The sequence below is a fragment of the Okibacterium endophyticum genome (assembly GCF_054780075.1).
Map to the genome: position 1 here is coordinate 70,374 of NZ_BAAGXA010000005.1, position 25,028 is coordinate 95,401.

Here is a 25,028-nt window from a genome sequence, read left to right on the forward strand (position 1 = left end):
CCGTCATCGACCGGGTGTGCACTTGGCGCCGATGCCCCGGCAGAAATAGACCTCACCCGGGTTCAGCTGGATTCCCGCGAACAGCTGGCTCACCGTCACGAGATGGTAGCCGCGATCCTGCAGCCCTTCGATGAGCGCAGCCTGCCCATCAACGGTTGTCGGGTGGATGTCGTGCATCAGCACGATGCCGCCCGGCTTCACCGCGCCCGTCACGAACGGCACAAACACATCGGGATCGCGGTTCGACCAGTCCATGCTGTCGACGCTCCAATAGATCATCGGCAGACCGACGTGTGCGCGCACCGTGCCGTTGAACGCTCCATACGGCGGGCGCATCATCACCGGGGCGACCCCCGTGGCGTCGGCGATGGCCGTCTGGGTGCGATCGACCTGCGAACGGATGCCCGCGGCGTCGAGCGTCGTCAGGTCGGGATGGTTCCAGGTGTGACTTTCAACGAGGTGCCCCGCCTGGCGAGTCGCGAGAGCTGTCTCTGGATAACTGGTGGCCGCTGCGCCCGTGTCGAAGAAGGTCGCATGGACGTCGAATTCCTTGAGGATGTCGAGCAGCCGCGGTGTGGTGTCCGGCCTGGGCCCATCGTCATAGGTGAGTGCGACGCAGGGCACGAGGTCGCAGTTGACGTGTCGTGTTCCGGGGGCAGAGGGGGCCGGCGGAGCGAACGGTGCCCCTGTGAGCACCTGGTCGTGCATGGCGCGACCCTGCGCAGAGAGGAGGGCGGAGGCGATTTCCGAGCGCACGGAGACCGTGACAGGCCCCGCATCGACATCCGCGATCTGACCGGCGCGATACGACAGCACCAGCTCGCCGCCCGCGGCGAAGACGACGTCGGCGAGCAGCTGGTCGGCCGTGAGCGCGAACACCCCTGGGTGGGATTCCTCGAGCGGGGCCTCGGCGTCTTCGGCGTCGCCGCGGGGCTCAGCGGCGTCGCCGTCTGCATCACCCTGTGCATCCGCTTCTTCGTCATCGTGGACGGACAGCGCTTTCGCGATGATCTGTTGGAGGACGGGCACATGCACCGGATCGACGATGGCCGCGGCGCCGAAGAGCCCTCCGGTCGCCGTATCGGCGTACACAACCGATTCGCTCGGTGTGCTGACGCCGGTTCCGCCCTCACGCGACGAGAAGAGTCGCACGCCGTAGAAGTGCCCCCAGGCAGAGACGGTCTCTGTGCGCACCGACAGCCGCTCGCCCGCCACGGGGGCGTCAGATGATCGCGGTCCGGGCTCGAAGCGGGCGGCGACGGTTCCGTCGTGACTGATCCAGGCGTCCAGTGTGCCGAAGAGCCACGCATCGAGGTGTGCGTTGAGCGTCGCCGCGCCGTCGAGATATGACCACTCTGCACTGATCGGGTGCTCGCCCGCCGTCTGGATCGACATTCCATACGTGCCAGGGACCTGCGCGGCGTCGATCGGGGGGAGAGGTGCGCCCGCTGTCGCGTCGGGCGGGGGCGGGGGCGGAGTCCGCGTCGCGGTGGGGGCGGGAGTCGGCCCGGGTAAAGCGAAGGGCGACCCCTCTCCGGCGCATGCGGTCAGCACGAGCGATGAGACACAGACCAAGATCGCAATGCGCGCCAAACGCCCGACCTGAGGACGTGCTGAACGCCGCTGCATCCAAAACCTTCCGTGAGAGGGACGCATGCTCGGGCGACTGCCCCCGTGCAGGCCCGCAAAGCCGATGCTATCGGCCGGCCGGTGAAGACGAGGGGAACAACATATATCGAACCGATATCGATCGGATGCCGAAACGCAGCGGGACGCCCCGGTCAATCGTGCCGGGGCGGGTCGCGGAGCGTCTAGACTGTGGCCATGGCTTTCGTCGTCGCTTTTGTGCTGTTTGTCGCCGGTCTGTACCTCATGGGACTCGCATTCACCCTGGCCAGCTTTCAGGGGTTTGTCTTCTTCGCAGGCATCGCGCTGGTCTCTCTCGCCGTCGCGCTGCCCGTGCATATTCTGAAGAAGGCCTAGCGGGACATGGCTGCCCAGGCGGGTTCATACGGACGACAGGCGCTGCCGCCCAAAGAGACGGGCATCGCGTATGCGCTGATGCTGTTCACGTTCGTCGGCTTCGCCGGCATCCAGCACCTTTACATGGGCAAGATCGGCCGCGGAATCCTCTGGCTTCTCACCTGGGGCCTTTTCGGTATCGGCAGCATCGTCGATGTCTTCACGCTGCCGAGCCAGGTCAAGACGATCAACGCCAGGCGGGCAGTCGGCATCGGCTGATGCACAGCTCTCGGCAGCGCGGTGTTGCCGTTCTGACGACTCGACACCCTGTGGGATTGCCGCCGGTTGATGCCGGTTGATGCCAGTCTGGACGCATGGTCGAACTGCTTGTTGTGATCGTGGCCGGGTTCGTGGTGATCGCGGCCGCGGCCGTCGTCGGTCCGCGCCTGGGGATCGCCTCGCCCCTCGTGCTCGTCGCGATCGGCGTCGCGGCCAGCTTTCTGCCGATCTCCGGGTCGATAGACATCGATCCGGAGTGGATTCTCGCGGGTCTGCTGCCGCCGCTGCTCTACTCGGCCGCGGTGTCGATGCCGACGATGAACTTCCGTCGCGAGTTCGGGGCGATCAGCGGTCTGTCGGTGCTCCTCGTGGTCGGCACCGCGCTTGTGCTCGGTGTGTTCTTTATGCTCGTCATTCCGGAGGTCGGGTTCGCGTGGGGTGTCGCCCTCGGTGCGATCGTGAGCCCGACGGATGCCGTGGCGACCTCGATCGTCAAACGGACCTCGGTGTCCAAGCGGGTCGTGGCGATGCTCGACGGCGAGAGCCTTCTCAACGATGCGACGGCCCTCGTGCTGCTGCGCACGGCGATCGTGGCGACGGCTGCGTCGTTCTCGTTCTGGGGCGCGGTCGGCACATTTGCGTATTCGGTGGTGGTCGCGGTTCTCATCGGCGGAGTCGTCGGATGGCTGAACCTCGTGGTCCGCAAGCGTGTGACCGACCCGACGGTCAACACCGTGATCTCGTTCACGGTGCCCTTTCTCGCCTCCGTGCCCGCCGAGGTCTTCGGCGCCTCCGGCCTTGTCGCGGCCGTCGTCGCCGGTCTCGTGACGGGCATCCGCGCGCCTCGGGACCTCTCGGCGCAGAACCGCCTGTCGGACTCGCAGAACTGGCGCACGATCGAGCTCGTCCTCGAGGGCGCCGTCTTCCTGACCATGGGACTGCAGATCACGTCGATCGTGGCGGATGTGGAGCGTGACCATGCCGGCGTCTGGGTCGCGGTGCTCATCGCGGCCGGCGCCCTCGTCTTGACCGTGCTGGTGCGCGCGGCCTACGTCGCCCCGCTTCTCGGCATCCTCGCCCGGCGGGCCAGGCGCTTCGAGAAGCTGCAGGGCAGGCTGCGGGGCATACACGAGCGGATGAGCACGCCAGAGGGGAAACAGGAGACGTTCGACAAGGCCAACATGCGCGGCCGACCGGTTTCGGAGCGCGATATCAACCGGTTCGCACGTCGCGTCGCCCAGGGGCTCGCAGACATCGAGTATTTCCTGCGTGCACCGCTCGGCGCACGCGAGGGCACCGTGGTCGTGTGGGCGGGGATGCGTGGGGCGGTGACCGTGGCCGCGGCGCAGACTCTCCCCGATGACACACCGCAGCGTTCGGTGCTCGTGCTCATCGCGTTCGCGGTCGCGGTGATGTCGCTCCTTGTCCAGGGTGGCACCATCGGCCCGCTGATCCGCCGTCTCACGCCGAAGGTCGACCAGGCCGCGCTCGACGAGCAGACGCTCGCTGAGCGCACGCAGATCTTCGAGCTCATGAGAACGAGTGCTGAGACCGTGCCACAGCCGGATCGCCCGGAGGATGCTCCGCGGATGGCGTTGTTCGAGGGTGAGAAGAAGTACCGGCTCGCCGTTCTCTCGGCCCAGCGGTCGGCGCTGCTGGATGCGCGAGACAACGGCACCTTCGACGCAGACGTCCTGGCGAACGAGCTGACGAATCTCGATGCGGCGCAGATCGCCATCGAGTTGCGCGGCGGCGTCCCGGGCTGACACGGATGCGCGTGGTGGGGTGCGGTGGCGGGGGAGAGATCCCGGCTGAACCGGCACGGCCGCAGCGCCGTTGCCCGGCCGTTGCCGATGTGATCCGCGCTCCCACACGGGCTCCGAGAGGCGCGGGTCGGCGGCCGGTGTCCGAGGTCGACGCGCCCGGGGAATCGTGCCATCACAACGCATCGGGCTCACGGAGCCGGGGCAGAACCGATGGATCCTCGTTCGATCAGCTGGGGCACGGTGTCGAGTTCGCCCTCGATGAGGTCGTCTGAGGCAATCTGCCGAAGCAGCAGATCTGCGGTATGCGCTCCGTAGTTGTAGACATCATGAGCCAGTGCCGCCAGCGCGGGTTGCGTGATCTCGCAGAGCAGCGAGTCGTCGTAGGCAAGCAGAGAAACGTCCTCGGGAACACGCAGGCCCATCTCCCGGACGGCACCGAGTCCCGCCACGGCCATCACGTCGTTGTCGTACAGAATCGCCGTCGGACGCCGCCCTTTTTTGAGCAGCTGCCGTGTGGCCTCCTGACCGCTGTCGCCCGAGGCGTCGGTCTCGACGAGGTACGGCGCGGGCACGCCGTGAACGCTGCACGCCTCCAGGAACGCCTGAGTGCGGGTCGCACTGTGCGCCATGTCTGGTCGCTCACTCACACGGGCGAGTTGGCGGTGCCCGAGCTCGACGAGACGATCGACAGCTGACGTGACGGCTTCTGCATCGGCAGACCACACGCACGCCAGCCCGCCCGCGTATCTCGGCTGTGCGACGACCACCGCAGGAAGCCCGAGCTCCCGGACCGTCTGAGGGCGGGGGTCGTTGACCCGGAGGTCTATCAGGATCAACCCATCGACCCGACGCTCGGCAGCCCAGCGCCGGTAGGTCGCGATCTCATCCGCCGATGACGATGCGATGTGCATCAGCAAGCTGCTTCCGTGTGTGCTGAACACCGACTCGATCCCCGCGAGGAAGGACATGTAGAAGGGCTCGGCGCCGAGGGAGCGCGGGGGCCGGGTGAGCACGAGCCCGATGGCGCCCACTGTCGCTCCCGACAGTGCTCTCGCAGCGACGTTGGGGAACCAGCCCAGCTCCTCGGCTATCGCGAGGACCCGCCTCCGAGTGTCCAGCGAGACACCGGCACGGTTGTTCAGCGCGAACGAGACGGCGCTCCGAGAAACGCCCGCCAGACGGGCGATGTCTGCCATCGTCGTTGATCCGGACACGGAACCTCCCGACGAAAACTGTAACGCGTAAGCATCCGAAAGAGAAATTCTGTTTCTCGCTGGAGACCCTTGTTACTAACGCGCGTTAGTTATAGAGTCGCTCTCGCAAGAGGCAGCGCGGCGTTGCCTCGTGATCGAGGGAGATCTCAATGAAGAGAAAAATCGCCCGCCTGGGTGTCTGCGCGGGTCTGGTCGGAGTCGCAGCCACCCTGGTGGCTTGCAGCGCAGGGGGCCAGAGCGAGGGCGGCTCTTCTGACGTCATCGACGTGGCCTCGATGGAGGACGCACCCCAGGGGACGATCACCTGGTGCGCGCAGAAGGACTCCTCCGGTGCCTTCACAGCCATCCGCGACGCCTTCAACGAGCGGTTCGAGGGTGACGGATACACGCTGGAGCTTTTGGAGTTCCCCGAATCCACGGACGAGTGGCGCAATCAGTTCATCCAGCGCCAAGAAGCCAAATCCGATGAGTGCGACATCTTCGGCTCAGACGTCACGTGGACAGCGGAGTTCGCGAACAAGGGCTACCTCTACGACCTGACGCCGTACGTCGATGAGCGAGCCGACGAGTTCATTCCGGCCACACTGTCGACCACGTCCTGGCAGGACAAGAACTGGGCAGTCCCGTTCGGCACGAACATCGGGTTCCTGTACTACCGCAGCGACCTCGTCACCGAGGCTCCGGCGACATGGCAGGATGCCTATGCGGCCGGGCGGGAACACGGCGGGATCGTCTATCAAGGCTCGGCCTACGAGGGGCTCACCTGCGACTTCATCGAGATCTCAGCTGCCGCAGGCGGTGAGGTGCTGTCAGAGGATGGGACGTCATCGGTGATCGATTCGCCCGAGAACCTCGCCGCGCTGCAATTCATGGTCGACGGCCTCGAAGACGGCGCAGCCCCCCGTGATGTGCTCACATACACCGAAGAGGAGACGCGTCGCGCGTTCGAGGCTGGGACCGCCGCGCTGGAGCGCAACTGGACCTACGCCTACGTGCTCGGACAGCAGAACCCTGAGATCGCCGGCAAATTCGAGATTCAGCCCTTGCCGGCCTTCGAGGGTGGCACCGGTGAAGGCGCGAGTGTGCTTGGCGGGGTCAACATGGTGATCTCGACGTTCTCGGCGAACCCGGGCGCCGCTCTCAAGGCGATCGACTACATCACCTCTGACGAGGCCCAGGTGCTGGCAGCGACCAAGGGACAGGCCCCCACCCTCGATGCGGCATACGAGGATGCACAGGTGCAGGAGGCGCTCCCCTTCTGGGAGCCGCTGAAGGCAGGTGTGGAACAGGCTGTCGCCCGCCCGGTCACCCCCGTCTACGCACTGGTGTCGCAGGCGATCTACACCAACGTCAACAAAGCGCTCTCGGGCGAGGTCACTCCTGAGCAGGCGCTCGAGCAGGCGGACACAGACATCAATAAGGCGCTTGACACCTTCTGATCCGGCCGACGACCACATCACTCAGCGAACCGGTGGGCAGGAACCCGTCACCGGCTGGAGGAGACATGAGCACAGGCACGTTGGGAAGCGCGCGTCGCCGGGAGCGTCGCCTCGCCTTCGCGATGGTCAGTCCGACCCTCATCGTTATGGCAGCGGTGGCCGCTTTTCCGATCGGCTACGCCGTCTGGCTTTCCCTTCACGAGTACTCCGTGCAGACTCCAGGTCTGTCCAGGTGGGCGGAGCCCTTCGGCCTGGGCAATTACATCTCCGCGCTGACCTCGGCGCCGTTCTGGGCTGCACTGCGAACGACCCTGATCTTCACCGTTGTGTCAGTGGCTCTCGAGGTGGTGCTCGGGATGCTGATGGCGCTGATCATGAACACCTTCGCCAGGGGCAAAGCGGCTTTGCGCGCGGTTGTGCTCGTTCCGTGGTCGGTCCTCACGGTTGTGGCCGCGGTGATGTGGCGGACCGTCTTCGACCCCACGCTCGGCTTCGTCAACACGGTCCTCGGTGCCGTCGGGTTGCCCGACGACACCGTGTGGCTGGGATCGAGCCCAGAGGCGTTGATCGTGATGATCTTCGCGGACGTCTGGAAGACGGCCCCGTTTATGGCTCTCCTCCTTCTTGCCGGCCTCCAGGGCATCCCTCGGGAGACCTATGAGGCGGCCGCGACCGACGGAGCGAACGCCTGGCAGACGTTCTGGAGGATCACGCTTCCGCTGCTCCGGCCTGCCTTGCTGGTCGCCCTGATCTTCCGCACACTGGACGCGCTGCGTGTCTTCGACCTCCCTTACGTGCTCACCAAGGGCGCGTACGACACGAACACCCTGTCGCTCCTGAGCTTCCAGCAGCTTCAGCAGAACGGGATCGTCGGGCTCGGATCCGCGTTGGCGGTCATCACCTTCATCGTCGTTATGGCCGTGTCGACCGTCTACATCCGGCTTATGCGCCCCGGCACGGAGGCAAACCGATGAGCGTACGAACGAACGAGGCCCGTCGAGTGCCGAACCGGTGGCTCCCGTCGGTGCTCATGGCGCTCGGGGTCGCGCTTGTCGTCCTCTTCTGCCTCTTCCCCTTCTACTGGCTGATCAACCTGTCGTTGAAGACGGGGCCGGAGCTCTCGAGCGCCGCCGTCTTCCCCGAACATCCCAGCCTGACGAACTACCTCTCGATCCTGCAGAACGAGGACTTCCTGCTCGGGCTGCGAAACTCGGCCGTCGTCGCGAGCAGCACAACACTCCTCGCGCTGCTCATCGGCGCTCCGTGCGCCTATGCCTTGGCCAAGCTCCGTCTCCCCGGCAAGGGGGTCCTGCTGGGACTGATCCTCTCGGTGACGACGTTCCCCGCGATCGCCATAGCCGCACCGCTGTTCACACTCTGGTCGGAGGTGGGTCTCTACAACAGCCTGATCGGACTGATCCTGCCGTACCTGGTGTTCACACTGCCGCTGGCGACCTTCATCATGACCAGCTTCTTTCGCGAGGTGCCCACCGAGCTCGAGGAAGCCGCGGAACTGGACGGCCTCTCGAAGTTCCAGACCTTCCTCAGGGTGGTGCTGCCGCTCTCCGCACCGGGCGTGGTGACAGCGGGCCTGCTCACCTTCATCTTCGCCTGGAACGAGTTCCTGCTCGCGATCACCCTCACGTCGTCGCCGGAGGCGCGCACGGTGCCGGCCGCCATCGCGTTCTTCACCGGGTCGGTCCAGTACGAGCAACCGCTCGGAACGATCGCCGCCGCCTCCGTCGTCATCTCGGTGCCTCTGATCATCCTCGTCGTCGTCTTCCAGCGCCGCATCGTCGGCGGCCTCGTGGCTGGCGGAGTCAAGGGCTGATCGCCCGCCCCTGGAGACCTCTCGCTTCTCTTCTCACAAGACACAAAGGAAACCGAATGAACAAGACCACCGCCTCCACGATTCTCGAGGTGTCCGACGCCGGAGAACTGCGCCTGCGATCAACGTCAGCGGGTGTCACGCTCAACGCCCCTGTCGTCGCGCAGGGTCTCGGATACGACACGGAGACCTTCGGCTACGACAGCGTCGAACAGCAGGGCGATGCACTGTGCGCGTATGCGCGGGTCACACTCCTCGACGGTTCGATCGTCGCCGTCCGCGACTGTCTCGCGGTCGAGGACGGAGTGCTGCTCATCGCCCGTCTCATCACCGTCGAGAAGCCCGGATCCGCCCCGGGGCTGCGCATCGGCTTCGCCCTCAGGACCGACGTGGACGGGGCATCCGAACCGAGCTGGCAGTATTTCATCGCGGGGCAGCTCTATAACAGGAACGACAACGACGGGGACGGTCGCGAAGACTACCTCGGCACCTACGTGCAAGACGTCCGGGACGACAAGAACGGCACCCTCGCCGTGCTCGCGCGGGACCCGCGCAGCGGGGCGACGGTGACACTCGCGCGCACCACAAAGCCCTCCGCCGACACGAGCATCGATGAGCGACAGCTCAGCGATCGCTTCTTCGTGCAGGCGACCGACATCGGGTCTCTTGGTGTCGCTCCCGATGGCTCGCAGGTCCGCCTGCGCGCAAGCTTCCCCTTCTGTGAGGAGAACAGCTTCAGCCTCGACACGGACGCCTCGAGCTGGGCGGCCTTCGCACCGAACGTCGCCGGGCCACTCCTCGAGACGACCTATGAGGTCCGGCTGGGCTCGACACCCGACCTGACGGAAGCGATCTGGGAACTCTACGACCACCAGTACGAGGTCCTGGGAACCAGCCGGCCCACCCCGGACCTCACGCTGGAAGAAGCGCTGGAGCACCGACAACTGCTCACCCAGCTCTATTACCGCAAGTGGGAGAAGGAGGAGAATCCCAAAGAGCCCGCCGGTTACCTCGTCCACTTCTCGCCTCGCACGGGTGAGACGCTGGGCTCGCTCATCGAGTACGGCTTCTCAGGAGACCAGACCCTGCTCGCGTATGCCCAGACGGTGTGGGGCCAGCAGACGAATGTTCCGCTCTACGTGGACCGCGCGGCGAGCGTCATCGACTTCTTCGTCGAGAACTGTCAGCACGAGAACGGCTTCTCCGAAGGTATCTACGACCCCATCCATGATCGCTTCACCCAGTGGTTCACCGGCATCCTCATGCCGTTTCAATACGCGGAGAACGACGAGGAGGTACGACGTTACGTCGGCCGGCAGATAGCTCGATCCCTCTCTCCGATCGCGAATGAACTCCGCACCGTCGACGGCAACTACCTGCGCACGATGTGCGAGTCCATCTACCCCATCCTGCTCACCTTTGAGAAGAACCCGGAGGGCCACGAGGCCTGGCTGGAGGCGGGCAAGCGCTTCGGCGGCTTCCTCCTCGCCACCCAGGCGCAGGACGGGTCCTGGTATCGGGCGTACTCGCCCCAGGGAGAAGGTCTCACGTCGCCGGCGGCCTGGTTCGGAGGCTCGTACCTCGAGCAGAAGACAGGCACGATCTTTCCCATCCCGATCCTCACCGCGCTCCACCGTCTCACCGGCGACGAGCGCTATCTTTCAGCAGCGGGCAAGGCGGCCGACTTCATCATCGAGACGTTCGTCGAGCCTGTCGCCTATGCGGGAGGCCTGAACGACACCACCCATGTGAAATCGGTGAAGACGGACTCCGTGGGTGTGATGTTCCTCATGCGCTCCCTGTGGAAGGCGTACGCCGCCACCGGCGAACCGCGTTTTCTCGCCGGCGCGGTCAAAGCGGCGAAGATCCTGGCCTCATGGGTGTACCTCTGGGACGTCCCTTTCCCGGAACCGTCGCTGCTCGCAGAGGCGGGCTTCAAGTCCACGGGCTGGGCCGCTTGCGACGTGATCGCGGGAGGAGGATATCTCGACAACGAGTTCCTCGAGTTCACCGGCGATCTCGCCAACGTGGCTGTCGCCGCGGGTGAGCCACGGCTTCTCGACGTGTCCGAACTGGTGCAGTACGGGATGCAGCACGCGCTCTCGACTCCCCGCAACGACCACGGATACATCGCCCCCGGCATCCAGTGCGAAGGCGTGATGACCGCCTACTGGCTGAGTGCCCCGGATACCACCGCGTTCTCGGGCGCCGTCGCCAAAACGAAGGGGGACGACAACGACACCTGCAACGCACTGACCAATGGCCAAGCGGCCTATGGGATGTACGACATGCTGGACTCGTTCGGAACCCTCGATTACGACGTGATCCGTCGGCGGCTCGACCGGTGACCCAGATGGGGATGCCGCCGACGGCCGATGACACGTTCGCGAACCCTGTGCTGCCCGGGTTCCACCCCGACCCGAGCGTCTGCCGGGCAGGGGAGGTTTTCTACCTCGTGACGAGTTCGTTCGAATACGCCCCAGGCATCCCCATCTTCTCCAGCGTGGACCTGGTGGAGTGGACGTGCATCGGCCACGTCCTCACCCGTCAGAGTCAGCTGAACCTGCACGATGCGCGTGCCTCCGGAGGAATCTATGCCCCGACGATCAGGTGGCACAGAGGAACCTTCTTCGTCACGGCGACCAACGTCTCGGCCGGGGGACACTTCATCGTGTATGCCCACGACCCACACGGCCCCTGGTCCGACCCGGTATGGGTGGACCAGAACGGCATCGATCCGTCGCTGTTCTTCGAGGGCGACGCCGTCTACTTCACCTCGAACGTGGAACCCGACGTGGCCGGGCCGCACTCTGCGCAGGCTGAGTTCCGGAGGGGCATCCAGCAGTGCCTCATCGATCCGATCAGCGGAAACAGGCTTTCGCCGACGCGTTTTCTCTGGGAGGGCACCGGTGGCAAGTATCCGGAAGCGCCGCACCTCTACCGCAGAGGGGACTTCTACTATCTGGTGATCGCAGAGGGAGGAACGGAGTACGGGCACTTCTCCTCTGTCGCTCGTTCCCGAAGCCCGTGGGGTCCCTTCGAACCGTCACCCCACAACCCGCTCCTCGCCCACTCCGGCTCGGCCAACCCGATCCAGGCCGCCGGTCACGCGGATCTCGTCGAGGTGGAACGCGACGAGTGGTGGCTGGTCTGCCTGGGAATCCGCCCGCGAGGGAGTTGGTACCACCACAACCTCGGGCGAGAGACCTTTCTCGCTCCCGTGACGTGGACGCGCGACGGCTGGCCCACGGTTCGCGATGCTCAGGTCCGCATCGCGGAGCGACGGCCGAGGCGTCCCTCCCGAGCTCATGTGCCTGCCCCTCACCACCAGTGGAACTCCGTTCGGACGCCTTTCGATCCTGCCGTCTTCAGCACCCGCCCCGGCTGGATGAGTCTGCCGGGGAGGCCGCCGAACCTCGACGACCCCCACCCGTCGTTTCTCGGGAGACGGCAGCAACACCACAACTTCTCCGCGGCGGTGAAGGTCGACTTCGACCCGCGCCGCGTCGACGACGAGGCCGGGCTGACAGTGCGGATGAACGAGTCCCACCACTTCGAGATCGCTGTTGTGCGACGGGAGCGCACGCGCCGGCTGACGACCCGCCGGCGCGTCGGAAGCCTGGTGCAGGAGACGGTGCACGGGAGCATCCCCGACGGCGACATCACCTTGCACGTCGAATGCGCCGATGACTCGTACACGCTCGGTGCCGCGACCCTGGACGGCCCCGTGAGCGTCACGGGAGAAGCCGTGCTGCTCTCGTCGGAGGTCGCCGGCGGTTTCACCGGTGTGTACATCGGACTGTACTGCACCTCGCAGACAGACGATGGATCGACGATCGCCCACTTCAGCGACTTCGACTACGCGGAGAAGCCGTGCCTGTGCGATTGAGCAAGCGAACCCGACGAGCGCTGCGGAAAGGAAGGAATGACGCCTGTGCCATCCACGTCTGAAACGGAAACCCGTCCGAGATCCTCTCGGACCACACAGAGCCGCCTCGGCTCACCGAGGAGGAGGAAACCCGTTATGCCCAGGGCAGCCACACCGTGCACGACCATCGAGTCGGCCGCGATCACCGCCCGTGCCGTCTGCATCGGCGTGTTCTCATGAGCCCGCTCGGACTCGGGGTGCTCGGTATCGGCGACATCGCTCGTAACCTCTATCTGCCGAGGATCCGGGAGGCAGAGACGCGCGGCGGAGTTCGTCTCATCGCGGTGAGCAGCCGAAGCAGCGACGCCCGCAGCTGGATGGAGGAGCACTACCCCGACGTGCCGGTGCACGCCGACTATCGGTCGATGCTGGACGACCCGTCCGTTGACATGGTGGTGAACCTCACGCCCACGCCGGTGCACGCATCGACGACACTGCAGGCGATCCGTGCAGGCAAACACGTGTTCTCTGAGAAGCCTCTCGCAGCCGATCTCGAGGAGGCGGACTCGATCATCGCCGCCGCCGCCGAGCACGGCGTCACCGTCGCCTGCGCCCCCGTCATCGCGTTGCATCCGGAACTGCAGCGTGCGCTCGAGTGGGTGCACAGGGGAGCACTCGGCAAGGTCTCGATGGTGCGCGCGCGAGCGTCGCACCCGGGGCCCGCCTGGGACCCGGACTTCGCCACCGACCCCGCCTGGTTCTACCAGCCCGGTGCGGGGCCTGTCCTCGACCTTGCCGTCTACCCGTTGCACGTGCTCTGCCTGATGCTCGGACCGGTTCGGCGGGTGACCGCGCTCGCGGGCATCTCCTACCCGAAGCGCGAGGTGCGTTCGGGAGTGGCGAAAGGGTCGATCGTCGAGGTGACCGCCCCCGACAACGTTCAGATGGTGCTCGATTTCGGCGACTCCTGTTTCGCCTCCATCGACGCCACATGGAACGTGATCTCGGCCAAGGGTCCGCGCATGGAGGTCTACGGCGACAAAGGTGTGCTCAACCTGTATTCACGTCCGGAGGAGCCTCCGTACGAACTCTTCCTCAGCGATCCGGACACCGGGGTGCGGGGCTGGCTGGAGTACGAGCATCTCTACCGGGGATCGCTAATGCCTGCGGTTCCCGATACACCGACCGAGTGGTCGTTCGTCGACGGCATCGAGCATGTCGCGGAATGCATCGCGACGGGTGCACAGCCGCTGGTGAGCGCAGAGCTCGGCCGGCACATTCTCGAGGTGTGCCTCGCTGCACTGTCCTCGGCACACCTCGGCCGGGTGGTCGACGTGTCCACCACATTCACCCGATCGGAGAACCAGTCATGACCACAACCAGCCGGGGAATCGTCTTCGAATCCGCCGAGACGGCGACCCTTGCCGATGTCGCCCTCCCGGCCCTTCAGCCGGGACAGGTCTTGGTGAAGACGATCGTGTCCGTCATCAGCGCGGGCACGGAGTTGACGGCCTTCACTCAGCGTTTCGCTCCCGGCACCAACTGGGAGTCCTACGCGCGCCTGCCGTTCCGACCGGGCTACTCGTCCGTCGGCCGCATCGAGGCGGTCGGATCGGCCGTGGACCCCGTCGGCATCGGGCAGCATGTCTTGGTCGAGGCAGCTCACGCGTCTCATCACATACTCGACGCCGACGGGTGCCAGTTCGTTCCGCCCGGCGTCGATTCCGAGCACGCCGCCTGGTTCGCGCTCGCGCAGATCGCGTTCAGGGGATTCTGGAACACCGAGACCAGGATCGGCGGGTCTGTGGTCGTTGTGGGGGCAGGGCCGATCGGCCAGATGGTGGTTCGCTGGGCGTCTGCCGCCGGTCTCGCCCGCATCGCCGTGGTGGATCCGGTCGCGGCGCGACTCACGCACGCGCTGGACGGGGGCGCGGATAACGTGTTCGGCTCGGCTCTGGGTGACGTCGCGGCACCGCTGCACATCGAGGGCGAGGCGATCCCCACAACGTATATCGACACGACGGGCAACCCGCACGTGTTCGCCGACGTATTGCGCCGTGCCCCGCGTTTCGGCCGGGTGGTCTTGCTGGGCGATGCGGGTGATCCTCGGGAGCAGCGGCTGACCTCGGACGTGCTGTTCAAGGATTTGACGATCGTCGGTGCGTTCGGCGCGCAGGTGCGCGAAGGGTGGCCGAACGAGCGTGTGAGACAGCTCTTTCTCGACCTGCTGAGCACCGGCAGATTCTCGTTGGACGGGATGATCTCGCACCGGTTCCGACCAGAGGAATGCCAGGAGGCCTATGAGCTTCTGGCACACTCACGAGAGTCGACAATGGGTGCCGCCTTCCTCTGGGAGTAAGAGGGTAACCGAGCGCGCCCGTGCGGCATCCCGGCACAAGACCGGGTGGGAAGGCCTGCTGAAGGCGAGCCGCCGCCTGTGGGACGCCGGTGTGCAGGCATACGCACTGGCCTTCGAAGCGGTGGTACAGCAGGGTGCAGATGTCAAACCCGCTGATGTCGTGGGTGTGAACATCCAACATTGGGTGGGCCCGGTGGGACTCGAACCCACGACCCGCGGATTAAAAGTCCGATGCTCTACCAACTGAGCTACAGGCCCGAGACTTCTAATCTACCGTGCCTGGCCGAGAATTCTGACCACATTCGTTCGCTGGGCGCGGAGTACCGTTAACCGGTGTGTGCGATCAGCGTATGCACTGAATCAGAGGGGGTGGTATGCACATGGCCGATGAATTTCACAAGCCCACGATGTTCCCGAGCAACGTCTTCGACGTCTTCGAAGGCGGGATGGACCCGGCCGAATCAAGCCGGATCACCCATGAGACGGCCACAGCACTTCTTGCACGAGTGCGGGCCGACCCAGACCCCGGGGTGGTCGACAGGCTCATCGCCTACACAGACATCCACGGGATCGCCGCGATCGCCGAACTGTGGTCACACGCGACACCACGCAGTCTTCCCGGCGCCCTGTGGCGCATCTACCTGTTGCGGTTGATGGTGAAGGAATCGCCGCACGAGAGCAGTTTCTTCTATCAGCGCGGCAGCGAGTCCCTTTTGACCATCGACCCCGTCGTCGCCGGTGCGTCGAGCCCCACCGGTCCGGCCGAGGTCGCCGCGCTCGCCGACCAGATCCTCCGTGGTGTGTTCGACGGCGACTTCGCCGTCGCTCTGGAACGTGCGGCGGCATTCTGCCGAGTGTCTGCACTCGGCTGCACGAGCGTGGCAGACGACGCAGAGATCGCAGAACCGGAACGATCGAGCGAGCTCACCACGAGAGCACTGAGGTTGTCACAACTTGCCCTGGAACTCACCGGATGCGCGCGGCTCTGGCGTCAGGAATCGCTCGACTGACCCGAACGGGCCTGCCACAAGCCCGCCCCGACCGCCGAGAGGGCAACCGACGGGTCTGAACGGTTGAACCCGCTGGACCGGAATACCATCCCGCGGCTTTTTGTTACACTGGGTGTGGCCGGGCCGCATAACCCCGGGCTCCAATATTTGCCGCTTCGAGCGGCCTTCCGCCGAGAGGCGTTCTTGCGGCCCGGTCCTCTCTGATTTTCGAGCCTCGGCTGACCCCAAGCATCCAGAAAAGCACTCAGACCCTTGATCTCGTCGGGTTTGAGTGCTTTTCTGCAGTGCTGTCACGGATTGCCCCGCGAGTCGCGGTCCGGTCGATCCGATCTATCCGAAGCGACCTGACACGTAGTCCTCTGTTGCCTGCACACTCGGCTGGGTGAAGATCGTGTCTGTGTCGTTGTACTCGATGAGCTTGCCCGGTTTGCCGGTTCCCGCGATGTTGAAGAACGCCGTGCGGTCGGACACCCGAGACGCCTGCTGCATGTTGTGCGTCACGATGACGATGGTGTACTCGGTCTTCATCTCTTCGATGAGATCCTCGATCGCGAGGGTCGAAATCGGGTCGAGGGCGGAACACGGCTCGTCCATAAGGATCACGTCCGGTTCAACGGCGATGGCCCGGGCGATGCACAGACGCTGCTGCTGACCGCCCGAGATCCCGGATCCCGGTTTGTCCAGGCGATCCTTGACCTCGTTCCACAGATTGGCGCCCCGGAGCGATTTCTCGACGAGGTCGTCTGCGTCGGACTTCGAGATGCGCTTGTTGTTGAGTTTCACACCGGCCAGCACGTTCTCGCGGATCGACATCGTCGGGAATGGGTTCGGGCGCTGGAACACCATGCCGATCTGACGGCGGACGATCACCGGGTCGACTCCCGGGCCATAGAGGTTGTTGCCGTCGATGAGCACGTCACCGTCTACGTATGCGCCTGGGATGACCTCGTGCATGCGGTTGAGTGTGCGGATGAACGTCGACTTGCCACAGCCAGATGGACCGATGAACGCGGTCACGCTACGGGGTTCGATGTTGAGGGTCACGCCCTCCACGGCCTTGAAATCGCCGTAGTAGACGTCGAGATCGTTGACTTCGATGCGTTTTGACAACTGGATTCCTTACGTTTCAGCGACCCGTTTTGGGAGCGAAGTATCTGGCGATGATCCTGGCGCCGATGTTGAGCACCATCACGATCAGAATGAGGGTGAGCGCGCCGGCCCAGGCCCGGTCGAGATACGCCTGCGGGTCTGACCCCTGGCTGACGTAGTTGCGGTACACCATCACCGGGAGGCTCTGCATAAAGCCCTCGAAGAGGTTGTAGTTCATGTTGTTCGTGAAGCCGGCGGCCACGAGCAGAGGCGCCGTCTCGCCGATGACGCGCGCGATGGCGAGTGTGACACCGGTCATGATTCCCGCGATTGCCGTCGGGATCACGATCTTGAGGATCGTGAGCCACTTCGGAACTCCGAGAGCATACGAGGCCTCGCGAAGCTCGTTGGGAACGATCTTGAGCATGTCCTCGCTCGAACGCACCACAACGGGAATCATCAAGACCGACAGGGCGATCGCTCCGGCGATGCCGATCTTGGTTCCCGGTCCGAAGACGAAAGCGAAAACGGCGTACGCGAACAGGCCGGCCACGATCGAAGGGATGCCCGTCATCACGTCGACGAAGAACCGGATGAGTCTCGCCAGCGTTCCCCTGCCGTACTCCACAAGGTAGATCGAGGTGAGCAGGCCGATCGGCACCGAGATGACGGTCGCGGTCAACGTCATCAGCAGCGTGCCGGTGATCGCGTGGACAGCGCCGCCGCCCTCGCCGACGACGTTGCGCATCGAGTTGGTGAAGAACGTGAAATCGAATCGTGTTGTCCCGTTGACGACAACTGTGATGACGAGCGAGATCAGCGGGGCGAGCGCGATCAGGAACGCCGTCGACACCAGGGTGGTGACGAGACGGTCTTTCGCCCGTCTGCTGCCTTCCACGAAGAAGGCCGCGACATACACAACGATTCCGTAGAGCAGCGCTCCGACGACAATGGCCGCGGCGACGTTGAGGCCCTCTGTCGACCCGGCGAGGTCGAGCAGCGCGAACGCCGCGAAAGAGATCGCAAGCGAACCGACGAGGATCAGCCAGGGGGCGGGCTTCGGCAGGCGTCCACTCGCGTAGACGTTTGTGATCGGCCGTGATGCGGTGGTGTTCGTCATCAGTTCGCTCCCGAGAATTCACTGCGGCGGCTGACGATCCAGCGCGCGATCATGTTGACGACAAGCGTGATGGCGAACAGCAGCAGCCCGGTCGCGATGAGCACGTTGACGTTGAGCCCGAATGCCTCGGGAAAGCTGAGTGCGATGTTCGCCGCGATCGTGCCGGGGTTCGACGACGTCAGGAGCGCGAACGTGATTCCACCGGAGGCGGACAGCACCATCGCGACGGCCATGGTCTCGCCGAGCGCCCGCCCGAGGCCGAGCATGGCGGCCGAGACGATTCCGGCTCTGCCGAAGGGGAAGACCGACATCTTGATCATCTCCCATCGGGTTGCGCCGAGAGCGAGCGCCGCCTCTTCGTGCAGCACAGGAGTCTGCAGGAACACCTCGCGGCAGAGGGCGGTGATGATCGGAAGGATCATCACCGCGAGAACGATCGCCGCGGTGAGGATGGTGCGTCCGGTTCCGGAGACGGGAGGCGCGAAGAGCGGGAACCAGCCGAGATTGTCGACAAGCCACGAGTAGAACGGCTGGATGGCCGGGGCGAGAACGCTTCCGCCCCAGAGGCCGAAGACCACGGAGGGCACGGCGGCGAGCAGGTCGATGATGTATCCGAGGCCCTGCGCGAGCTTTCTCGGGGCGAAGTGCGAGATGAAAAGCGCGATTCCGATGGCGACGGGCACCGCCATGACCAGGGCGAGGAACGCCGACCAGAGGGTGCCGAAGGCCAGGGGGGCCACGTAGGTCCAGAAGGTGTTGCCGCGGAGGATCGGAATGTCTTCCGGGTTCGAGGTGATCGCGGGAACGCCCTGCATGATCAGGTAGGCGGCGACCGCGGCGAGAATGGCGAGGATGAGGGTGCCTGCGGTGAGGGTCGCACCAGAGAACACCTGGTCACCGAGACGTTTCTTGGCGGCGGTGCGGGGCGACCGGGACGCGGCCGTTGACGAGGTCATCTGGGCTTTTTCCCCAATGCGGGTCAGGTGAAGAGGGGGCTGGCGGGGACTGAGACTGCTGTCACAACCTCAGTGTGCCCGGTGCCGCCTCGCTCGCACAATGTGCGTGGCGGCACCGGGCACACCCGGTGGATTACTTGATGGCGTCCACAGCGGTGGATGCGGCGTCGAACAGCTTCGATGAGATCGGAGCTGTTCCGGCGGCGTCCGCAGAAGCGGCCTGGCCTTCTTCGCTGATGATGTAGCTGAAGTACGCCTTCACGAGCTCTGCGGCCTCAGCATCTGCGTACTCGTTGCAGCCGATGAGGTAGCTCACGAGAACGACGGGGTAGACACCCTCTTCGGTCGAGGTGCGGTCGAGTTCGATCGCGAGGTCACCCTCGCCGCGGCCCTCACCGAAGGGGGAGGCGTCGACGATGGCCGCTGCAGCCTCCGCCGAGTACGGCACGTACTCTTCGCCGACCTTCACCGCGACGGTGCCGAGGCCTTCGGCGCGCGACGCATCTGCGTAGCCGAAGGTTCCTTCGCCGCCCTTGACGGCATCCACAACGCCCGACGTGCCCTGTGCCGCCTCGCCGCCGTCGTACGGCCAGTCACCTGAGACCTCGGCCTCCCAGACAGCCGGGGCGTTTGCGCTCAGGTACTCTGCGAGGTTCTCGGTGGTGCCGGACTCGTCTGCGCGGTGCACCGGGGTGATCGCGAGGTCGGGCAGATCGGCGTCAGGGTTCTGCGAGACGATGGCCTCGTCGTTCCACGTGGTGATGTCGCCCTTGAGGATGCCGGCGATCGTCGCTGCGTCGAGGTCGAGCGAGTCGACGCCCTCGAGGTTGAAGATCACGGCGATCGGCGAGATGTACGCCGGGATCTCGACGATTCCCGTGCCCGGCGCGCAGGATCCGAAGTTGTCCTCTGCGATCTCTTCGTTGGTGAACGCGCGGTCCGAGCCGGCGAACGAGCTCGCCCCGGCAACGAAGTTGTCACGCCCCGCACCCGAGCCATCGGGGGAGTACTCGACGGTCACCTCGGGGTTGGCCTCCTGGAACCCGGTGATCCATGTGGTCTGTGCGACCTCCTGCGACGATGCGCCGGCGCCGATGAGCGTACCGGAGAGTGTGCTGCCCGTGTCGCCCGTGTCGCCGCCTGGCTCCTCGTTCGCCGCGCACGAGGTGAGCGTGATCGCGGCGAGTGCCGTAATGGCCGCTACACGGCCAAGGTGTGAAATCTTCACAGGTTTCTTCCATTCGTTGTGATCGGAACAGGCCGGTGCAGGCCCGTGTCAGACGTTAGGCGCGAGGCTTAACGAGAGTCCCTCATCACGGTAAACAGAAGGTTAACGACCAACGACAACTCCGCTGTTCGCTTCAGAGCGGGGGCGCATGCGTCTCGATCGAGATGATCCCGGAACTCGGGTTCGTCGCGCTGAGGTGCACAACAGAGAACGCCGCGGTTTCCAGATCGGCCGCGCTGCGCAGATACGAGCCGGTGATGCTCCCGGTCGCGAGGGCGATCTCTCGCAGGATCTCGGGCAGAACCGGGCCGTGACTGCAGAGAACGGCTGTTTTGCCCGACCTGACCCTTTTGCCGACGACCTTGCGCACGTCGCCCGCGCCCTGTTCGTAGGCATCCTGGCTGATCAGTTCGCTCCGTTTGAGCTCCAGGCCCACCGAGGCCGCCAGAGGGGCCACGGTCGTCACGCATCGCACAGCGGTGCTGGTGACGATTCGGCGCACCCCGAACGCCTTGAGGGCGGGCACGATGCCGGCCGCCTGTTCCACGCCGCGTTTCGTGAGCGGCCTGGACGCATCCGGGCCGTCCCACGACGAAGGCGAGACGGCTTTTCCGTGCCTGAGGGCGATCAGGGCGAATGTGCGCATGATGCCGTCGTCGACCAGCTTGGAGAAGGTGTTGAGGATGTCGACGTCACGGTCGTACGTGAGGTAGTTCCGCGCGCGACGGATCGTCACCCATTCGAGCGCTGCGACCTCATGGTTCGGCACGAACGTCGATGAGCGGATCGCGGACTCCCTGACCTCGGCGGCCCAGTAGTGCACGATCTTCTTGCGACCGCTCGAGAGCGGGTAGCTCGAGACTCCGAGCGGCACACCGAGCGCGATCGTCAAGCCCGTCTCTTCTTTGATCTCTCGCACCGCCGTTTCGGGAAGCGTCTCGCCGGCATCCACTTTGCCCTTCGGGATGGTGACGTCGCCATAGGCTGTGCGGTGGATCAGCAGAACGTGGGCCTTGCCGTCGATCATTCGCCAGCAGACGGCTCCGGCAGCATAGACGGCCTTCTCTGCCGTCATCGGCGCACCCGTGAACGACGTTTGAGGCTGGTGTTGAGCATAAGCCTATCTTGCAGGTCGACCAGTGGCTCGTGCGAATCGTCTGTGCTGTGCCGTGACCAGACGCCCTCTGAATCGAGGTGCCATGACTGTGTTCCGTCGTCCATGGCGATGGTGAACATCTCGTCGATGTCGCGCAGGTGCGCGGGGTCGATCAACCGGACGAGGGCCTCGACCCTTCTGTCGAGATTGCGGTGCATCATGTCGGCACTGCCGATGAACACCTGCGGGTCCCCCTCGTTGTGGAACGAGAACACACGCGAGTGCTCCAGGTATCTGCCCAGGATGGAGCGGACCCTGATCGTCTCGCTCAGGCCGGGCTGGCCGGGTTTGAGGCTGCAGATTCCGCGCACCCAGATGTCGATGGGGACCCCGGCCTGGCTCGCCAGGTAGAGGGCGTCGATGATCGACTCGTCGACTATCGAGTTGACTTTGATGCGGATGCCGCTCGGTTTTCCGGCGAGCGCATTGCGTCGTTCCTGGTCGATGCGCTTGAGCAGGCCTTTTCTCAGGTGCAGGGGAGCGACGAGCAGGCGCTTGAACTTCTTCTCGATGGCATAGCCGCTGAGCTCGTTGAACAGCCGGGTGAGGTCTTTGCCGACCTGGTCGTCTGCCGTGAAGAGCCCGAGGTCTTCATAGATCCGGCTGGTCTTCGGGTTGTAGTTGCCGGTGCCGACGTGGCTGTAATGCCGGAGCACACCCTCTTCTTCGCGTATGACGAGCGCGAGCTTGCAGTGCGTCTTCAGCCCGACGAGCCCGTAGACGACATGCACACCCGCTTTCTCGAGCTTGCGTGCCCAGGTGATGTTCGCCTGCTCATCGAATCTCGCCTTGATCTCGACGAGCGCGAGCACCTGCTTGCCGGCCTCCGCGGCGTCGATGAGCGCCTCGACGATCGGGGAGTCGCCAGAGGTCCGATAGAGGGTCTGCTTGATGGCGAGCACATGCGGATCGGTCGCCGCTTGTTCCAGAAAGGCCTGCACACTCGTCGCGAAAGACTCGTACGGGTGGTGGACGAGAACATCCTGACGCGAGATCGCGGCGAAGATGTCGACCTGATCCCCGGCCTCCGGGGGGCGGAACTGCACGGCGGTGGTCGGAACGTGCTTCGGATACCTCAGATCGGGCCGATCGATCACGGACAGGCTGAAGAGCCCCCCGAGATCGAGCGGGGCGGGCAGCCGATACACCTCTTGTGTGGTGATGTCGAGCTCTCGCACGAGAAGGCCGAGCGTGACGTCATCCATGTCGTCGGTGATCTCGAGCCGGATCGGCGGGCCGAAACGCCGGCGAAGAAGCTCTTTCTCGAGCGCCTGGATGAGGTTCTCCGATTCGTCTTCTTCGATCTCGACGTCTTCGTTGCGTGTCACACGGAACACGTGGTGTTCGAGGATGTCCATTCCGGGGAAGAGATCGCCGAGGTGGTTCGCAATGAGGTCTTCGAGCGAGATGAATCGTATGGGATCACCGGGAACGCGCGGGTCCACTGAGATGAAACGCGGCAGCATCTGCGGCACTTTGAGCCTCGCGAACTCCTGACGCCCGGTGCGCGAGTTGCGCACTCGAACGGCCAGATTGAGCGAGAGCCCGGAGATATACGGGAACGGGTGCGCCGGGTCGACGGCGAGCGGCATCAGCACCGGAAAGATCTGGTTGCCGAAGTACTCGGTGAGGCGGCTGCGATCGTCGTCTGTGAGATCGTCCCAGGTGACGATGCTGATGCCGCTTTCCGCGAGGCGGGGTCTCACGAGCTCGTGCCAGGCGCGTGCGTGCCGCAACTGCAGGTCGTGTGCCGTCTCTGAGATGTCGCTCAGGATGTCGGCCGGCGCACGCCCGACGTTCGAGGGCACAGCGAGTCCGGTGAGAATGCGCCGTTTGAGTCCGGCCACACGCACCATAAAGAACTCGTCGAGGTTCGAGGCGAAGATCGCCAGAAAGTTCACTCGTTCGTGCACGGGGACCATCACGTCTTCGGCCAGTTCGAGCACCCGCTGGTTGAAGGCGAGCCAGCTCAGCTCTCGGTCGAGGTAACGCCCCTCCGGCAGCGCCGGGACCTCCTGCTCGATGGCTGGTTCGAAATCGTCGTCGTCGCCCCAGAGACCGGAGTCCATTGCGATGGTGTCGGTGACCATTGCAACATCTTGTCATCTTTGTGTGAACGGGCGGTGAAATCCTTCAGGGGCGCAGGTAGTGAACATCGACGGTGTGATCGGCGAACCCCATGGATCTGTAGAGACCGACGGCGCGGGTGTTCTCGTCATCGACATAGAGCGCTGCAGTCCGGCAGCCGCGTTCGCGCAGCCGCCTGAGTCCAGCGGCCATAAGCGATCGGCCCAGTCCGCGCCCCGCGGCGTCTGCGTCGACTCCGAGCACATAGATCTCGCCGACGTCTCCATCGACCTTCAGCCAGTTGTACCCGGCCATCGTGCCGTCACTGTTTCTGGCGATCAGCATGTCGCCGGCATCGAACCAGGGTTCGGCCTCGCGTGCGATGAGGTCGCCGACGCTCATTCGTCCCTGCTCAGGGTGTCCGGCGAAGATGCGTCCGTTGAGTGCCACCCATTCCGGCTCGTCCCTCCCGGGGCGGAACGATCCGATCCGCACAGGGTCAGGTGCTCTCGCCTGCTCCGCGGCAGGGTCGGCCTCTGAGTCGACGGATGCCGTGAGCGGCATGCGCAGCTGCAACAGGGTGCGCACGGGCACAAACCCGAATCGCCGGGCGAGGTGCCTGGACGCCGGGTGATCACCGTGTGCCCACGCGCGCCGTACGGCTGACCCGTCGTCTTCGAGCACCATCGACGCGAGCGCCGTTCCGCACCCCTGTCGTCTGAACGACGGATCGATGACGAGCTCGAGCTCGCCCATGCCCACGACGGCCGCGCCGATCGCTGTCGCCGCGTCGGGCGTTCGCGTCGCGAGCAGCAGAGTCCGTGCCCCGGTGGTGATGTCGATGAGCGCCTGGTCGTTGAACGGAGGCTGCCCGTCGGCGTCGGACGCGGCGTGCGCTATCCGTTCGAGGGCCCGGCGGGCGGTCGAATCGGACTCAGACGGCCGGAGCAGAGTCAGTCGCTGCATTGTCCTCTTCATAGACGTTGAAGCGGTACCCGACGTTGCGGACGGTGCCGATGAGCGATTCGAGGTCGCCGAGTTTCGCCCGCAGCCGCCTCACGTGCACGTCGACTGTGCGCGTTCCGCCGAAGTAGTCGTACCCCCAGACCTCACTCAGAAGCTGTTCGCGGGTGAACACCCGTGACGGGTGCGACGCGAAGAACCTCAGGAGCTCGAACTCCTTATAGGTGAGGTCGAGCGGCTTGCCCTGTACTTTTGCCGAATAACTGGCTTCATCGATCACCACACCCGATGTCTGGATCTTCGTGGCGGTGTGCTCCTGGCTCTGGCGTCCGATCGCCAGGCGGATGCGGGCATCCACCTCTGCAGGGCCGGCGGCGTCGACGATGACGTCGTCCACACCCCAGTCGGCGCTCACGGCCGTGAGGCCGCCCTCTGTGAGCACGATGAGCAGGGGGATGTTGAGCCCTGTCGTTCTCAGGATCTTGCAGAGCGATTTGGCGCCGGCGAGGTCGGTTCTGGCATCGATGATCAACACGTCGCTGCTCGGTGCGTTCACGAGCTGCGCCGGCTGGGCGGGGATCTGACGCACCCGGTGGCTGAGGAAGGCGAGCGAGGGCAGCACGTCGTTGTCGACCTGGGAGGTCAGGATCAACAGTTGCGCCACGTGGACCTCCAGTGATTGCCTGGACCCATCTTAGCGGCGCGACCGGGCCGGCAGGCACAC

At 64.9% G+C, this 25,028-nt stretch carries 21 protein-coding genes and 1 tRNA gene; 11 read left to right on the forward strand and 11 right to left on the reverse strand.

Annotated features, from left to right (window positions below; genetic code table 11):
* Positions 1 to 3 precede the first annotated feature (3 nt).
* Positions 4 to 1,395: a polysaccharide deacetylase family protein gene (locus ACYVF5_RS04495; protein ID WP_460943778.1), complete on the reverse strand. Its 1,392-nt coding sequence runs from the start codon at positions 1,393 to 1,395 to the stop codon at positions 4 to 6.
* A 429-nt stretch (positions 1,396 to 1,824) separates the two neighbouring features.
* On the opposite strand from ACYVF5_RS04495, the gene ACYVF5_RS04500 reads away from it, so the two are divergent.
* The 3 genes from ACYVF5_RS04500 to ACYVF5_RS04510 all read left to right on the forward strand — a co-directional run bounded on the left by ACYVF5_RS04500 (position 1,825) and on the right by ACYVF5_RS04510 (position 4,007).
* The gene (locus ACYVF5_RS04500; protein WP_460943780.1) at positions 1,825 to 1,983 is read left to right on the forward strand and encodes a hypothetical protein; all 159 of its coding nucleotides are present in this window, start codon (positions 1,825 to 1,827) and stop codon (positions 1,981 to 1,983) included.
* Between the two features lie 6 nt (positions 1,984 to 1,989).
* Entirely contained in the window at positions 1,990 to 2,241 is a 252-nt protein-coding gene (locus ACYVF5_RS04505; RefSeq protein WP_460943782.1) for an NINE protein, read from the forward strand.
* Positions 2,242 to 2,336: 95 nt separating this feature from the next.
* Positions 2,337 to 4,007, forward strand: a complete 1,671-nt coding sequence (locus tag ACYVF5_RS04510; RefSeq protein WP_460943784.1) for a cation:proton antiporter — start codon at positions 2,337 to 2,339, stop codon at positions 4,005 to 4,007.
* A 188-nt stretch (positions 4,008 to 4,195) separates the two neighbouring features.
* Here the strand turns inward: ACYVF5_RS04510 and ACYVF5_RS04515 are convergent, their stop codons facing one another.
* Positions 4,196 to 5,221: a LacI family DNA-binding transcriptional regulator gene (locus tag ACYVF5_RS04515; protein ID WP_460943786.1), complete on the reverse strand. Its 1,026-nt coding sequence runs from the start codon at positions 5,219 to 5,221 to the stop codon at positions 4,196 to 4,198.
* 149 nt (positions 5,222 to 5,370) lie between these two features.
* Here ACYVF5_RS04515 and ACYVF5_RS04520 point away from each other — a divergent pair, with 149 nt between their 5' ends.
* The 7 genes from ACYVF5_RS04520 (at position 5,371) to ACYVF5_RS04550 (ending at position 14,715) form a co-directional block, all read left to right on the forward strand.
* On the forward strand, positions 5,371 to 6,660 hold the full coding sequence (locus ACYVF5_RS04520; RefSeq protein WP_460943788.1) for an ABC transporter substrate-binding protein: 1,290 nt from the start codon (positions 5,371 to 5,373) through the stop codon (positions 6,658 to 6,660).
* Positions 6,661 to 6,725: 65 nt separating this feature from the next.
* Positions 6,726 to 7,634 carry a carbohydrate ABC transporter permease gene (locus ACYVF5_RS04525; protein ID WP_460943790.1) on the forward strand — a complete coding sequence of 303 codons (909 nt, stop codon included), beginning with the start codon at positions 6,726 to 6,728 and terminating at the stop codon, positions 7,632 to 7,634.
* Positions 7,631 to 8,491, forward strand: coding sequence for a carbohydrate ABC transporter permease (locus tag ACYVF5_RS04530; protein WP_460943792.1), 861 nt, complete (start codon positions 7,631 to 7,633; stop codon positions 8,489 to 8,491). Before ACYVF5_RS04525 ends, ACYVF5_RS04530 begins: the two co-directional genes overlap by 4 nt.
* Positions 8,492 to 8,547: 56 nt before the next feature.
* Complete coding sequence (locus tag ACYVF5_RS04535; RefSeq protein ID WP_460943794.1) at positions 8,548 to 10,836, forward strand: hypothetical protein; 2,289 nt, start codon at positions 8,548 to 8,550, stop codon at positions 10,834 to 10,836.
* Between the two features lie 5 nt (positions 10,837 to 10,841).
* Positions 10,842 to 12,377 carry a glycoside hydrolase family 43 protein gene (locus ACYVF5_RS04540; protein WP_460945271.1) on the forward strand — a complete coding sequence of 512 codons (1,536 nt, stop codon included), beginning with the start codon at positions 10,842 to 10,844 and terminating at the stop codon, positions 12,375 to 12,377.
* A gap of 215 nt (positions 12,378 to 12,592) precedes the next feature.
* Entirely contained in the window at positions 12,593 to 13,729 is a 1,137-nt protein-coding gene (locus ACYVF5_RS04545; RefSeq protein ID WP_460943795.1) for a Gfo/Idh/MocA family protein, read from the forward strand.
* Positions 13,726 to 14,715: a zinc-binding dehydrogenase gene (locus ACYVF5_RS04550; protein WP_460943797.1), complete on the forward strand. Its 990-nt coding sequence runs from the start codon at positions 13,726 to 13,728 to the stop codon at positions 14,713 to 14,715. The genes ACYVF5_RS04545 and ACYVF5_RS04550 overlap by 4 nt, the downstream gene beginning before the upstream one ends.
* A 185-nt stretch (positions 14,716 to 14,900) precedes the next feature.
* Here the strand turns inward: ACYVF5_RS04550 and ACYVF5_RS04555 are convergent.
* Positions 14,901 to 14,973, reverse strand: a tRNA-Lys gene (locus tag ACYVF5_RS04555).
* A gap of 122 nt (positions 14,974 to 15,095) precedes the next feature.
* Between ACYVF5_RS04555 and ACYVF5_RS04560 the strand changes: the two genes are divergently transcribed.
* Positions 15,096 to 15,725 (forward strand): DNA-directed RNA polymerase subunit beta, encoded by a 630-nt coding sequence (locus tag ACYVF5_RS04560; RefSeq protein ID WP_460943799.1) that lies wholly within the window; start codon positions 15,096 to 15,098, stop codon positions 15,723 to 15,725.
* 330 nt (positions 15,726 to 16,055) lie between these two features.
* Here the strand turns inward: ACYVF5_RS04560 and pstB are convergent, their stop codons facing one another.
* The 8 genes from pstB to ACYVF5_RS04600 all read right to left on the reverse strand — a co-directional run bounded on the left by pstB (position 16,056) and on the right by ACYVF5_RS04600 (position 24,968).
* Entirely contained in the window at positions 16,056 to 16,835 is a 780-nt protein-coding gene (gene pstB / locus ACYVF5_RS04565; protein WP_460943801.1) for a phosphate ABC transporter ATP-binding protein PstB, read from the reverse strand.
* Between the two features lie 16 nt (positions 16,836 to 16,851).
* The gene (gene pstA / locus ACYVF5_RS04570) at positions 16,852 to 17,934 is read right to left on the reverse strand and encodes a phosphate ABC transporter permease PstA (protein ID WP_460943803.1); all 1,083 of its coding nucleotides are present in this window, start codon (positions 17,932 to 17,934) and stop codon (positions 16,852 to 16,854) included.
* On the reverse strand, positions 17,934 to 18,890 hold the full coding sequence (gene pstC, locus ACYVF5_RS04575) for a phosphate ABC transporter permease subunit PstC (protein WP_460943805.1): 957 nt from the start codon (positions 18,888 to 18,890) through the stop codon (positions 17,934 to 17,936). Before pstC ends, pstA begins: the two co-directional genes overlap by 1 nt.
* Before the next feature lie 133 nt (positions 18,891 to 19,023).
* Positions 19,024 to 20,118, reverse strand: a complete 1,095-nt coding sequence (locus ACYVF5_RS04580) for a phosphate ABC transporter substrate-binding protein PstS (RefSeq protein ID WP_460943807.1) — start codon at positions 20,116 to 20,118, stop codon at positions 19,024 to 19,026.
* Between the two features lie 133 nt (positions 20,119 to 20,251).
* The gene (locus ACYVF5_RS04585; RefSeq protein WP_460943809.1) at positions 20,252 to 21,193 is read right to left on the reverse strand and encodes an NUDIX hydrolase; all 942 of its coding nucleotides are present in this window, start codon (positions 21,191 to 21,193) and stop codon (positions 20,252 to 20,254) included.
* The gene (locus ACYVF5_RS04590) at positions 21,190 to 23,364 is read right to left on the reverse strand and encodes an RNA degradosome polyphosphate kinase (RefSeq protein WP_460943811.1); all 2,175 of its coding nucleotides are present in this window, start codon (positions 23,362 to 23,364) and stop codon (positions 21,190 to 21,192) included. The genes ACYVF5_RS04585 and ACYVF5_RS04590 overlap by 4 nt, the downstream gene beginning before the upstream one ends.
* Positions 23,365 to 23,407: 43 nt before the next feature.
* Positions 23,408 to 24,307, reverse strand: a complete 900-nt coding sequence (gene mshD / locus ACYVF5_RS04595) for a mycothiol synthase (protein WP_460943813.1) — start codon at positions 24,305 to 24,307, stop codon at positions 23,408 to 23,410.
* Positions 24,276 to 24,968 (reverse strand): response regulator transcription factor, encoded by a 693-nt coding sequence (locus ACYVF5_RS04600; RefSeq protein WP_460943815.1) that lies wholly within the window; start codon positions 24,966 to 24,968, stop codon positions 24,276 to 24,278. Before ACYVF5_RS04600 ends, mshD begins: the two co-directional genes overlap by 32 nt.
* Positions 24,969 to 25,028: the final 60 nt, after the last annotated feature.